A 13092-nucleotide genomic window follows, 5' to 3' on the forward strand; every position below is an offset into this window, starting at 1 on the left:
TGCCCACGGTCATGCACGACAAAAGGTCGGATAAGCACGACGTTTGGTTGTACAATAGGTTAATAGCAACTTGGATAGCGCTATCCGGGTTGGATAGTTTTAACGCCACAGTGCGGAGAAAGAGATGAAGTTTGTAGATGAAGCGGTAATTCGTGTTGACGCCGGTGATGGCGGTAACGGTACAGTAAGCTTCCGTCGTGAAAAGTATGTCCCGAAAGGTGGTCCTGACGGTGGCGACGGCGGTGATGGTGGCGATGTTTACCTACTGGCCGATGAAAACCTCAATACATTGATCGACTATCGCTTTGAACGATTCCATGCTGCGCAGCGTGGCGAGAACGGTCGTGGTGGTAACTGTACTGGTAAACGCGGTGAGGACTGTGTTCTTTCGGTGCCGGTTGGTACTCGTGCTGTGGATGAAGAGACTGGCGAAGTGATCGCGGATTTGACTCAGCATGGCATGAAGGTGATGGCAGCCAAAGGTGGCTTCCACGGTCTGGGTAACACCCGCTTCAAGTCTTCGGTCAACCGTGCTCCACGCCAGAAGACTATGGGTACCAAGGGGGAAGTACGTCACCTTCGCCTTGAGCTTCTGCTATTGGCCGATGTGGGTATGCTGGGCTTGCCGAATGCAGGTAAATCCACCTTTATCCGTTCGGTATCGGCGGCTAAGCCGAAAGTGGCGGATTACCCGTTCACCACGCTGGTGCCTAGCTTGGGTGTTGTGCGCATCGATAACGAGCGCAGCTTCGTGGTTGCCGATATTCCTGGTTTGATCGAAGGTGCGGCTGACGGGGCTGGTTTGGGGATTCGCTTCCTGAAGCACCTTGAGCGTTGCCGTGTATTGCTGCACATGGTTGATCTGTTGCCTGCCGATGGCTCGGATCCAGTCGAGAATGCCTTCACTATCCTCAATGAGCTAGAGAAGTACAGTGACAAGTTGGCCAATAAGCCGCGCTGGATTGTGTTCAATAAGGTTGATTTGATGCCTGAGGAAGAAGCTCAGGAGAAGATCGACGAAGTACTGGATGCTCTGGCATGGGAAGGTGACTATTACTGTATTTCCGCCCTAAATCGTATGGGGACCAAAGAGCTGACGTATGATCTGATGCGCCAGATCGAGTCGATGCCGGCTCAAGTCTTCGAAGAGGACGAGGAAGAGACCGAAGAGAAGAAAGTCGAATTCAAGTGGGATGATTACCACGAGCAGCAAGTTAAGAATGCTGACGCTGATGACGACGACGATGACTGGGATGATTGGAACGAAGACGACTATGATGTCGAAATCATCTACAAGCCATAATTGGTAGTACCTCAGTGATGAAAAACCGCCTGCAAGGGCGGTTTTTTTGTGCCTAATCAAGCTGATAATTGTAAATTTGTATGATAATTCATCATTCGGATCACAAATTAGAGGTAGGGGACAGAAATGGCGGAGTCAAGCGGCGGATTGACTGAACCGGTACAGCGGGAGATTTCCCGCCTGGCAGTATTGGCGGGACAAAGATTATTGCAGCACGGTGCTGAAAGCACCTTAGTCATGGACGTCGCTAGGCGGTTAGGCTTGGCGCTGGGGGTGGACAGTGTGGAAGTGTCCCTGTCCGCCAGCTCAATGGTGTTGACCACCCTGAGCGACGGTCGCTGTATTACTACGACGAGGCGGTGCCAGGATCGCGGGATCAACATGCAGGTGGTGACCGAGATCCAGCGGGTGTGCATCATGGCCGAGCGGGGCGTCCTGGATGTCGACGGCGTCCACCAGCGACTCGAGCAGATCCAGCCGATGCGCTACAACCGCTACCTGGTGATCGTGATGATCGGCCTGTCGTGTGCTTCTTTCAGTCGCTTGGCCGGCGGTGACTGGCCGGTGTTTGCGCTGACCTTTGTGGCATCGGCGGTGGGGATGTTCGTCCGTCAGGAAATCGCCCATTGCCATTTCAATCCTCTGCTCAATTTCGGTGTTACCGCTTTTGTGACCACCTTGATATCCGGATTCGGGCAAGTGTATCAAATCGGCGAGGCCCCGTTTCTGGCGATGGCTTCTTCGGTATTGATGTTGGTGCCGGGCTTCCCGCTGATTAATGCCATATCTGACATGGTCAAAGGGTACGCCAACATGGGGATAGCACGCTGGACCATGGCCAGTTTGTTGACGCTGTCGACCAGTATGGGGATCGTTGCTGCCATGAATGTGCTCGGGGTATGGGGGTGGCTGTCATGATCACTATCGACTTTTTGCTGGCACTTCTCAATGACATGTTCTTTGCCTTGATCCCGGCGGTTGGTTTTGCCCTGGTGTTTAACGTGCCGCCGAAGGCATTGAAGTACTGTGCTATCGGCGGGGCGCTTGGCCACGGCTGCCGCTTTGCCCTGATGCATTGGGGCCTGTCGATTGAGTGGGCGACCCTGTGTGCAGCAACCCTGGTTGGGATGATTGGGGTACATTGGTCCCACCGTTTTCTTGCTCACCCCAAGGTGTTTACCGTTGCCGCTATGATCCCCATGGTACCCGGTGTGTTTGCTTTCAAAGCGATGATCGCACTGGTTGAGATCAACCATCGCGGCTTTACCCCCGAGCTATGGGGTTTGTTGGTGGAAAACATGCTCAAGGCGGTATTTATCGTTGCTTCGCTCGCTATTGGTCTTGCTATGCCCGGCTTGCTGTTTTATCGCCGCCGTCCTGTGGTATAACTCTTGCCAACAGAAACAGAGGAGAGATTATGAAGATCAGTATGGTTGCCGCGATGGCCAAGGCGCGGATCATCGGTAAAGACAACGCCATGCCATGGCACCTACCCGCCGATTTTGCCTGGTTCAGGAAAGTTACTATGGGTAAGCCGGTGGTGATGGGGCGCAAAACCTTCGAATCCATCGGTCGTCCGCTACCGGGCCGCCATAATATTGTGATCAGCCGTAATGCAGACTACCAAGCCGAAGGGGTCACGGTTGTCGCTGATATTGAAGCGGCCAAGCAGGCTGCCGGTCATGTCGATGAGTTGATGGTTATCGGTGGGGGCAGCATTTATGCCGCTTGCCTGGCAGAGGCCGACCGTCTGTACCTGACTTTCATTGATTTGGAGGTTAAGGGCGATACTCAGTTTCCTGACTGGGGGGATCATTGGCAGGAAGTACATAGCGAGTCCTACGCGGCCGATGAGAAAAATGCCCATGATATGCGGTTTGTGATTTTAGAGCGCTGACAGGTTATGCTGCGGCCCTTAACAAAAAGAGGCTTGCCCGACGGCAAGCCTCTTCTGTTCTTGGGGGGACAAAACTGATCAGGCGTGTACCGGACAGGCGTGCTCGAAGCGGGCCCCGTCCTCCCAGCGAAGTAGTGTCATGCTGTTACCCCATACGCAGCCTGTATCGAGCCCTATTACCTTATCATCCTCGTAGCCCATCAGTGCTGCCCAGTGGCCGAAAATCATCTTCTTGCCCATCTCAGGGCGTGCAAGGGCGAACCAAGGCACCAGTTGGTCGCTGGCGGTTTCTTGTGGAGACAGTTTGCATGCCATGTCGAGCCGGCCATCCGGATAGCAGAAACGCATCCGGGTGAAAGCATTGATGGTATAGCGGTAGCGCGCGATCCCTTTCAGATCTGCCGACCATGTATCGGGTCCATTGCCGTACATGTTCTTTAATAGCCAACGGTAATTATCACCTTGCAGTACACGCTCGACCTCCTTGGCCCGCTTTCTTGCTTGTTTCAGGTTCCATTGCGGCGGGATCCCTGCATGGGTCATGACAAAGGAAAGCGCCGGGTGCTCGGCCAAAAGTGGCTGGTGGCGAAGCCAATGCAGAAGTTCATCGCGGTCCGGCGCATCAAGAATAGCTTGGAGTTTGTCTTTGGCCTTGTTTTTGGCAATGCCCTCGGCAACGGCCAGCAGGTGGAGGTCGTGGTTACCCAGCACCGTGGTTGCCTGTTGGCCGAGACTTTTGACAAAGCGCAGTGTTTCAAGTGACTGGGGGCCTCGGGCAACAAGATCCCCAGTTAGCCATAGTTGATCTTGGTGCGGGTTGAAACCGGCGGTATCGAGCAGCTGGCGCAAATCATCGAGGCAGCCCTGAATATCGCCAACGAGGTAGGTCGACATACTGATCCTTTAGTGGAGAATATTGGGTACCGACAGGCGAAACGGTGAGATCTCGGCGACGAATTCGTCACCGTTTCCATTGACCATGACGTAATGTCCCTGCATCACCCCTAGCGGTGTTTCAATGATAGTGCCGCTGGTGTAGGTGTATTCGTCATTGGCCGGAATGGTCGGTTGCTCGCCGACAACGCCTTCCCCTTCAATCACCAGCTTTTTGCCGTTGGCATCGGTGATCAGCCAACGTCTGCTTAGCAGCTGGGCCTCGCCAGATCCCAAGTTGGCAATGGTGATGGTGTAGGAAAAGACATAGCGCTGGTTATCAGGCTCGGATTGATCTTCGAGGTAGTGCGTGACGACCCGGCACTTGATGGTTGGTGTTACGCTCGTTGTCATTGTTATGCTTCCTTTCTTGGCAAGCTACCGGCACTTGATAAAGTGTGCCGGCAGCTCAATCAATGTCATTGGCGAACGCACATTTATTTGACGTGGTTTGCATCCAGCCAGTTTGCCATTGTGACAAACTGTTCAAGCGTTAGGTTTTCTGGTCGCATACTTGGGTTGATCCCCAGCGCTTCCAGTTGTTCGCCAGTCATCAGTGACTTATAGCAGTTGCGGATGGTCTTGCGACGCTGGTTGAAGCCTTCGCGGCAAACCCTGTCCAACCATTTAAGGTTAGTACATGGATGCGGCAAGGTTTCATATGGCGTCAGGCGGACAACGGCCGAGTCAACTTTGGGCGCTGGTTTGAATGATTCTGGCGGCACTTCCAGCACAGGCATGACGCGGCAGTAGTACTGGGTCATCACGGTCAAACGACCGTAAGCCTTGCTGCCAGGGCCTGCTGCTAGGCGGTTTACGACTTCTTTTTGCAGCATGAAGTGCATGTCTTCGACGTGCTCGTGGAATGACAGCAAATGGAAGATCAGCGGGGTCGAGATGTTGTACGGTAGGTTACCGAAAATACGCAGCTTGTTGTTTTCCTTAAGAAGCTGTGTAAAGTCGAAACGCATCGCATCACCTTCGTGGATGGTTAGCTTGTCAGCTAGATCCGGGTGATTGCGAAGACGCTCGGCCAGATCACGGTCAAGCTCGATAACCGTGAACTTGTCAACCATTTTACCGACAGGTTCAGTGATTGCACCAAGGCCCGGGCCGATTTCGACCAGGTTTTGGCCTGGGCGAGGGTTGATGGCGGAAACAATGCCATCAATGATGTATGGGTCGTTCAAAAAGTTCTGGCCAAAGCGCTTACGGGCGCGGTGACCTAGGTGGACTTGATCGCTGCTCATGCTTGTTTTTCTACCAATTCGAGGGCGTGTGATAGCGCTGTCCAAAGGCTACCCGTGTCCGCCTGTCCAGTACCGGCGAGTTCCAGTGCGGTACCATGATCTACTGAAGTTCTGATGAAGGGCAGGCCTAACGTAATGTTGACGGATTTACCAAAGCCTTTGAATTTCAGCACTGGTAGCCCTTGATCGTGATACATGGCCAGTACCGTGTCGGCATCGGCCAGATATTTTTCTTGGAAGATGGTATCTGCTGGCAGTGGGCCAATCAGATCCATGCCTTCCTGCTGGCGTAGCTGCTCCAGCGCCGGGCTGATCACGTCGATCTCCTCGGTGCCCAGGCAGCCGTCTTCGCCGGCATGTGGGTTTAAGCCACAGACATAAATTTTCGGTTCGGCAATGCCGAACTTGCTGACAAGATCAGCATGCAGGATACGGATCACCTGCTGCAGCCGTTCTTCGGTAACGGCCTTGGATACACAAGCCAAAGGGATATGGGTTGTGGCCAAAGCCACCCGAAGCCCTTCGGTCGCCAGCATCATGACTACCTGGGCAGTATTCGATTGCTGGGCAAAAAACTCGGTATGGCCACTGAACGATACTCCCGCCCGGTTGATCACCCCTTTATGGACCGGGCCGGTGACGACAGCTGCAAATTCACCGCTCATACACCCCTGGGCGGCTCGCTCCAGAGTACTGAGCACATAGTGGCCATTTTGCTCGTTGAGCGTGCCTGCCTCCACCTGTGCGGCGAGAGGAAGATCGGCAACCACCATAGTGCCAGCCCGGTGGGGCGCGGCTGCTTGGCTCGGGTCATAGGCTTTGACAGCCAATGGCAAACCGAGCTGGGCTGCACGTTCTACCATAAGCTGGGCGTTAGCACAAATGACAAGTTGGTGCGGCCAGTTGTGCTGGGCGAGGGCAAGTACCAAATCAGGGCCAATGCCTGCTGGTTCACCTGGGGTGATGGCAATACGTTTAACCTTGGTCATCGGCACGTTCCGGTTGTTCGATGAAGGCACCAGCACGCAGTTCCTGCAACCAAGCCTGGGCTTCTTCGTTGAATTTACGGCTGAACAGAATGCGGTAGGCACGGTTTTTCACTGCAGCATCGGTGCGGTCGACATCGCGGCGGTCAAGGACCTCGACAATGTGCCAGCCATGTACCGTTTTGAACGGTTCGCTGATCATGCCTTCCGGCAGTGTTTCCACTTTTTCTTTAAACTCAGGAACATAAAGATCTGGCGTCTGCCAGCCCAGTTCACCACCGTTGGCAGCCGATCCCGGATCGGCACTCAGGGCCTGGGCAGCATCCGCGAAGCTGCGCTCGCCGGCCAGAATCGCCCGGCGGGCTTGTTCCAGCTGTTCTTTGGCCCCCTCATCGCTGAGGATCACCGACGTCTTGACCAGAATATGGCGGGCGTTCACCTCGGTCACGGAAACCGTTTCCAGGCCGTCAACCTGGTTGATTTTTAGAATATGGTAGCCGACACCGCTGCGGAAAGGGCCGACAATAGCACCGGTACCCTGAGATTGGATCTGATCGGCAAAAATGGTCGGCATCTCCTCTTTGCGCATCCAGCCCCACTCTCCGCCCTGCAGGGCTTTCGGGCCTTTAGAGTAGCTGTAGGCCAAGTTGGCGAAGTCAGCACCGTCTTTTAGCTGGTTGACAAGCTGCTGGGCTTCATTGGCGACGGCATCGCGCTCTACTGCGCTGGCGCCTTCTTCAACACGCAGCTGGATATGGCTGATATTGTAGCGCACGCCCTGCTGCTCATGCTGGCTCAGTTGGCCTGCCAAGGTTTCGACTTCCTGCGGCAGGATGTTGATCCGGCGGCGGACTTGGATCGTGCGGGCCTCGCTGGCGGTCATGTCGCGACGCATTTGTTCGCGGAAAATCGAGAAGCTGATGCCATTGGCTGCCAGCATTTGCTGCAACTGGCCCACCGTCATCTGCTGTTCGGCGGCCATTTGGTTGATAGCCTGATCCAGGCGGTTATCATCGATGCGGATCCCGAACTGTTCGGCCTGCTGCAGTTGAAGGGTTTCCATCACCAGCTTTTCCATGATCTGGTTAACCAGCACATCATCCGGTGGCAGTGGCTGGTTCTGGCCGGCAGCATTCATGCGCACGGTTTTGAGCATGGCATCGACATCGCTTTGCAGGATCACGCTGTCATTGACGATCGTGACAATACGATCCAGTTCTTGTGGTGCGGCAATGGTACCGGCAGAAAGGCCCAGTAAGGCGATACCGAGCAAGCTAGACTTCCAATTTTTCATAGTTTGTTTCCATCGTGCGCCGGGGCGCGTTAAATCTTGATAGGAAGGGCAGGCCCTTCCATCTATTAATTATTGAGGTAGAAAGGGCGACCGTAGCTGATCGAGTTGTTGTCACTGGTGGTGCCTATCGGGGCTAAGCCGAGGCCAATCAGGCTGAACGAAATACTGAAGTTCCGCTCGTATTCGGCTGGGCTCGACGATACATTCTGGCGTGTTTTCAGGTATTCGTTATAGCCCAGGCTGATCATCCAGCAGGCCGTGCGGAAGTTCAGGCTGATCTGTCCTTCCAGCATCTGGTTCTCGGTCAGGTCGTGGTAGTAATCACCGCGCAGTGTCACCCCGTCATAGATTGGGAAGCCGGTTGAAAAGCCAAGCTGCGAGATACCGTCCTCGGTATAGCGATTGAGTTGTTCCTCGTCGAGGATGTTATCGAGCAGGTACTCTTTAGAAATATAGCGGTAGTTCAGCTGGCTAAAGGTGCCTCCTTCGCGGTATTCAATCGCACCGTTGGCAAACTGGAGATCTTTTTTGCTGGCGTCGTACTGCAAGCCGCCATGGAAGAACAGCCAGTCATCGTAGTTAAAGTCCGACTCGAGCGCTGTCGCCGAATAGTTGGGGCTGGTCTCGTTGTCAGTATCCAGGTTTCTGCCGGAATCATTGAGGTAGAAGATTTGCCCCACCGCAATATTGAAGCGCTCTTTGAATTGGTTATCAAAGTAGCGGGACGTGGCACCGATGGTAAACTGGTTGGCGGCGGCAATCCGGTCGACACTGGAATAGCGCTTGTCGCGGAATAGCCCGTAGTAGTCGGTTTGCATCAGTGTGGTGTCGTAGGCATCGTAAATCCCTTTCTGCTCCACATCCTTGACGTACAGGTACTGGATTTGCGGCTCAAGGCTCTGGGTGTAGCTGTCGCCCCAGATCAGGGTATCCCGCTCGAGGTACAGGCCGCTGTGGAGACGGATACTCGGCACGGTCCGCGAGACACTGTCTTTTAGTTCAAGGCCTTTATCCACGATTTCCTGGGCATTGGGATCAAAGTCCTGGTTGTAGTAGGTGTACATCAGCTTGGCTTCGCTGGTCACCGACCACCAAGGGGTGGCATATGGTAGCGTCAGCGTCGGCTCGAAATGCACCCGATCCGCGGTCGGCTTGTCTGGATTGTCATTTTCAAACCGGCTGACATGGCTGTTCAGGGAGAAGTCCAGGCCGTACGGCATGTCCTCGTAGTAATAGTTCGCCTCCACCTGGGGCATCAGGCGGTAGCTTGAAGAAACGCCGAGGGTCAGCGGCTGGAAGTCACGGACTCGGAGCGTGGAATCCCAGTTGCGGTCACGGTACGACACTTCAGCTGTTTGCAGCAGGTTGTTGTCTTCTCGCTCGCCGATACTGGAGTCGATATCTGAGAAGTATGTCGGATCGCTGACCTTGCTGTAGTCAATCTCGAATAACCAGTGCTGGTTATACATGCCGTTGTGAGACCAGTTGAAGCCCCAACGCGGATCTTTGTCTGAGTCCTTTTTGTCATTGCCGAGGTACTCGCCGGACAGGCTGCCCGTGCCGAATTCGGTGAGGTAACGGAACTTGGAGTTGAGCTGCAAACCCCGGTTGCTCATGTACTTCGGCGTGATCGTCATGTCATAGTTGGGCGCGATGTTCCAATAGAACGGGGTTTCGAGCTCGAAGCCGTCGCGTGAGCCGTAGCTGACCGACGGGTAGAGGAAACCGGTCAGGCGCTCGTCGCCGACAGGAACCCGAAGGTAGGGCATGTAGAATACCGGGACATCGGCGACCTCGAACCGGGCATTGTAGAGATCGGCAAAGGGCGAGTCGTTCTCCCGCTCGATGCTGGTGGCCGAGAACTGCCAGCTTTTGTCGCCCGGTGGACAGGTGGTGTAGGTGCCGTTTTTCAGGCGGTAGTAGGAGATCCCGTTTTTGGTCACTCGCTCAGCCTCACCGCGGCCGGCTTCGCAGGTCATGTTGTAAACCGCATTGTCCATCTGAGAGTCTTCGGTATCCAGGTTACTTTGGATACGGTCCGAATACACCTCGATGGTACCGTCATGGAAGTAGACGTTACCTTCGGCGGTGACAATATTTTCTGGTTGCTGCAGTTTAGCCGTGTCGGCGACAACCGTACGGTTACCCTGGCGGACGATGACATCGCCGGTGTAAGTAACATTCTGGTTATTGAGGGCCTCGGCTTGATCGGCGGTGACTTTGATTGGCTCGTTGTTAGGATCGGCCGGCATCTGCTCTGGGGCAATACAGGTACCACGAATCATTGCCAGTTCGTCAGTTTCATCACTGACCGCAGCGTCGCCACTGGTTGTCTCTGGGGCGACTTGGTTTGCGTAAGCCACCGTCGGGCCGAAAAGTGCCAGGCTGATCATGGTTGCCAGTAAGCTGCGGGAAGTTGATGACATCTAACTAAACGTTCCTGTAATAAAAGTTTTTAGCGCATTTGTTATTGTTGACTGGGTTTTGACAAGCTTTCCCAGTAAATGCCAGCTATGATAATGCAAATTCTACCCGACGGCATCTTTTGGCTCATTTTTTGGCTTTCGCTATCGGGTTTAATGCAAAATAAATATTTCTAAATTTAGCAAATTACCAGAGAGTAGCGAATGCAGGTTTGGGGCAAAATTCTTGGGGCATTTTTTGGCTTCCTCCTTGGCGGGCCGTTTGGTTTGTTGTTAGGTCTCTTTTTGGGCCATAAGTTCGATAAAGCGCGTGCAAAAATTTATTACGGTGGTGGCTTTGGCGGTTTTTCCGGAGGGCATAGCTCTGCGGAAAACCAAGCGGCCTTCTTTTATGCGGCCTTTGCCGTCATGGGCCATGTGGCCAAGGCCAAGGGGCGGGTTACCGAAGAAGAGATCCGAGTCGCCAGTGCCTATATGGATCGGATGGGCTTGCAAGGTGAAGCACGTCGTCAGGCCCAGGAGGCCTTCCGTGAAGGCAAGGAAGAGCACTTCCCATTGGAAGAGACCCTGATGCGGGTGCGCCAGGCCAGTGCCGGTCGGGCAGATTTGCTGCAGTTTTTCCTCGAGTTGCAAATCCAGGCGGCGTTTGCTGATGGCTCATTGCATCCGAGCGAGCGCAAGTTGCTCCATGTCATTGCCCGTATTCTGGGCTTTTCGGCCCAGCAGTTGGAGCAGCGGCTGCATATGCAAGAAGCGGCGTTCCGTTTCCAGCAAGGTGGTTTCCATCAGCAATACCAGCAACAGGGCGGGGCTTTCCGCCAGGCACCGACTAAAGACCAGTTGGCTGACGCCTTCGAGTTGATTGGCGTGCCGGAAACGGCTTCCGCCCAGGAGCTCAAGCGGGCCTATCGCAAGCAGATGAACGAGCACCATCCGGACAAGCTGGCGGCCAGGGGCTTGCCGCCGGAGATGATGGAGTTGGCCAAGCAGAAAACCCAGGAGCTACAGGCAGCCTACGATCTGATCCGTAAGGAGAAGGGGTTTAAATAAGGAAGAACGGTGCTTTGGGAGCAAAGGCGGTTCTATGAACCTATGGTTTAAGAGCGAAAGTTTGTAACCGTTAGTGACAGAGTACCTTGCGATTTTTGCGCCTGCTTGCAGGACCGCAGGACCACAAAAAAGGCGAGACCGTTGGTCTCGCCTTTTTGCTTTTTAGGGCCGGAGCGTACCCATCAAACCTGATTCTGCGGTATGCCGGCGGCAAACGCATTGAGGTTGTCGACAAGCTGGTTGGCCAGGGCCTGGATGGCACTGTCTGAGCCCCAGGCGACATGCGGCGTAAGTAATAGGTTGGGCAAGTCGCTGTTGGCTATTAGCGGGTTGTCATCGTCAGCCGGCTCTTCGGTGAACACGTCGCACCCGGCACCGGCGATTTCTCCGCAGCGGAGGGCGTCGACCAGAGCCTGCTCGTCGACCAATCCCCCCCGGCCGGTGTTGATCAAAATGGCACTATCTTTCATTTGCTCCAGCTCGCCACTGCCTATCAGGTTACGCGTCTCGTTAGTCAGCGGACAGTGCAGGCTCAGCACATCGGCCTGTGCCAGGACTGTATGGAACGGCAGGTAGCCCTCACGGCAGGCCTCCGCGCCCTTTCTTTCGGCAAAGATCACTTTCATCCCCAGCGCACGGCCGAGTGCTGCCATTGCTTGCCCCAAGCCACCACTGCCAATAAGCCCCAGTGTCGCCCCGCGAATATCACCGATAGGGTGGGTGAAAAAGCAGAACTGCTTCTTTTCCTGCCAGACGCCTTGCTGGATATCACGATGATAGCCCAATAGGTTGCGGCGCAAGGCGAACATCATGGCAACGGCGTGCTCGGGTACCGAGTCGATGGCGTAGCCACGGATATTGCTCACTGTGATGCCCTGCTGGCGGCAGTATGCCAGATCAACGTTGTTGGTGCCGGTGGCGGCAATGGCGATCATCTTGAGCTTTGGCAGTTGGGCTAGGATTGCTGCATCAAGAACCACTTTATTGGTAATGGCGATGGTTGCATCCCTGAGCCGTTCGATGACCTGTTCGGGGCGGGTGGATGAATACTGTGTCCATTGGTGAGCAAACTCCGGGGAAGGAAGAGCGATGTGGTCCGGTATCGTGTCGCGGTCGAGAAAGACAATGTGTTCCATGGTTAGCCAAATATAGGATCGAGGATAGTGGGCTTAGTACACACTATCCTCGGCGGCCAACTCAACCCCTAGGGTTTGGAATAGTGATCCGGTAGGGTCTTTTGCGGTGCCCCGGTAAAGAATTCACACGGCGCGAACAGGTGCATCGGCGCCCCGCTGCGCGGGTGGAAGAAGCTCAGCTCTGCGGCATGGAGCTGCAGGCGCGGGGCCATCGCTTTGGCTTCCGGGTGGGCGTAGAAGCCATCACCGAGGATCGGATGGCCCAAGGCAAGCAGGTGAACCCGCAGCTGGTGGGAGCGGCCGGTGATCGGACGCAGGCGGACCAGGCTGGTGTTGTTGCCTCGCTCAAGGACTTGATAGTGAGTGACGGAAGGCTTGCCGTCGTCAAAGCAGACCTTTTGCTTCGGCCGGTTTGGCCAGTCGCAGATCAGCGGCAGGTCGATAGTCCCGCTGTCTTGCTCGATATGGCCGAATGCACGGGCATAATAGACCTTTTCGGTGCGGCGCTCGCGGAACTGGGCCTTGAGATCGCGTTCGGCCTCTTTGTTCAGGGCGAGGACAATCAAGCCTGAGGTGGCCATATCAAGGCGGTGGATGATGTGCGAGTCAGGGAAGCCGGCCAATACCCGAGAATAGATACTGTCATGGAACGCAGGATCACGGCCTGGGTTCGAGAGCATGCCTGACGGCTTGTTGACGGCAATGATATCGTCGTCCTGGTACAGGACATCCAACCAAGGATCTTTGGGTGGGTTGTAATCAATCTCTGGCAGTGTGCTCATGGTCGCAGGGTCCGCTATAAGGGCCGGTAAAAGAGGCC

At 54.9% G+C, this 13092-nt stretch carries 13 protein-coding genes; 5 read left to right on the forward strand and 8 right to left on the reverse strand.

Going from position 1 to position 13092, the window contains the following annotated elements; translation table 11 throughout:
* The first annotated feature begins 124 nt into the window (after window positions 1-124).
* The 4 genes from cgtA (at window position 125) to folA (ending at window position 3200) form a co-directional block, all read left to right on the forward strand.
* Window positions 125-1303 carry an Obg family GTPase CgtA gene (cgtA, locus tag C9J03_RS16710; protein WP_044624307.1) on the forward strand — a complete coding sequence of 393 codons (1179 nt, stop codon included), beginning with the start codon at window positions 125-127 and terminating at the stop codon, window positions 1301-1303.
* 126 nt (window positions 1304-1429) lie between these two features.
* A complete protein-coding gene (locus tag C9J03_RS16715; protein ID WP_044624306.1) occupies window positions 1430-2221 on the forward strand; it encodes a threonine/serine exporter family protein in 792 nt (263 codons plus the stop codon).
* Complete coding sequence (locus tag C9J03_RS16720; RefSeq protein WP_039456400.1) at window positions 2218-2691, forward strand: threonine/serine exporter family protein; 474 nt, start codon at window positions 2218-2220, stop codon at window positions 2689-2691. The genes C9J03_RS16715 and C9J03_RS16720 overlap by 4 nt, the downstream gene beginning before the upstream one ends.
* 29 nt (window positions 2692-2720) lie before the next feature.
* Window positions 2721-3200: a type 3 dihydrofolate reductase gene (gene folA, locus C9J03_RS16725; protein ID WP_044624305.1), complete on the forward strand. Its 480-nt coding sequence runs from the start codon at window positions 2721-2723 to the stop codon at window positions 3198-3200.
* Between the two features lie 78 nt (window positions 3201-3278).
* Here folA and apaH read toward each other — a convergent pair whose 3' ends face one another.
* The 6 genes from apaH to lptD form a co-directional block, all read right to left on the reverse strand.
* Window positions 3279-4094, reverse strand: coding sequence for a bis(5'-nucleosyl)-tetraphosphatase (symmetrical) ApaH (apaH, locus tag C9J03_RS16730; protein WP_044624304.1), 816 nt, complete (start codon window positions 4092-4094; stop codon window positions 3279-3281).
* A 9-nt stretch (window positions 4095-4103) separates the two neighbouring features.
* Window positions 4104-4487, reverse strand: a complete 384-nt coding sequence (apaG, locus tag C9J03_RS16735) for a Co2+/Mg2+ efflux protein ApaG (protein ID WP_044624303.1) — start codon at window positions 4485-4487, stop codon at window positions 4104-4106.
* An 83-nt stretch (window positions 4488-4570) separates the two neighbouring features.
* Window positions 4571-5383, reverse strand: a complete 813-nt coding sequence (rsmA, locus tag C9J03_RS16740; protein WP_044624302.1) for a 16S rRNA (adenine(1518)-N(6)/adenine(1519)-N(6))-dimethyltransferase RsmA — start codon at window positions 5381-5383, stop codon at window positions 4571-4573.
* Window positions 5380-6372: a 4-hydroxythreonine-4-phosphate dehydrogenase PdxA gene (gene pdxA / locus C9J03_RS16745; RefSeq protein ID WP_044624301.1), complete on the reverse strand. Its 993-nt coding sequence runs from the start codon at window positions 6370-6372 to the stop codon at window positions 5380-5382. The genes rsmA and pdxA overlap by 4 nt, the downstream gene beginning before the upstream one ends.
* Window positions 6359-7663 (reverse strand): peptidylprolyl isomerase SurA, encoded by a 1305-nt coding sequence (gene surA, locus C9J03_RS16750; protein WP_044624300.1) that lies wholly within the window; start codon window positions 7661-7663, stop codon window positions 6359-6361. Before surA ends, pdxA begins: the two co-directional genes overlap by 14 nt.
* Before the next feature lie 65 nt (window positions 7664-7728).
* Window positions 7729-10089, reverse strand: coding sequence for an LPS assembly protein LptD (lptD, locus tag C9J03_RS16755; protein WP_044624299.1), 2361 nt, complete (start codon window positions 10087-10089; stop codon window positions 7729-7731).
* A gap of 201 nt (window positions 10090-10290) precedes the next feature.
* Between lptD and djlA the strand changes: the two genes are divergently transcribed.
* Window positions 10291-11136 carry a co-chaperone DjlA gene (gene djlA, locus C9J03_RS16760; RefSeq protein ID WP_044624298.1) on the forward strand — a complete coding sequence of 282 codons (846 nt, stop codon included), beginning with the start codon at window positions 10291-10293 and terminating at the stop codon, window positions 11134-11136.
* A gap of 182 nt (window positions 11137-11318) precedes the next feature.
* Here djlA and C9J03_RS16765 read toward each other — a convergent pair whose 3' ends face one another.
* Window positions 11319-12272 carry a D-2-hydroxyacid dehydrogenase gene (locus tag C9J03_RS16765; RefSeq protein ID WP_044624297.1) on the reverse strand — a complete coding sequence of 318 codons (954 nt, stop codon included), beginning with the start codon at window positions 12270-12272 and terminating at the stop codon, window positions 11319-11321.
* Between the two features lie 68 nt (window positions 12273-12340).
* Window positions 12341-13054 (reverse strand): bifunctional tRNA pseudouridine(32) synthase/23S rRNA pseudouridine(746) synthase RluA, encoded by a 714-nt coding sequence (gene rluA / locus C9J03_RS16770; protein WP_044624296.1) that lies wholly within the window; start codon window positions 13052-13054, stop codon window positions 12341-12343.
* Window positions 13055-13092 lie beyond the last annotated feature (38 nt).

The organism is Photobacterium gaetbulicola, assembly GCF_003025515.1.
GTDB classification, from domain to species: Bacteria; Pseudomonadota; Gammaproteobacteria; order Enterobacterales; family Vibrionaceae; genus Photobacterium; species Photobacterium gaetbulicola.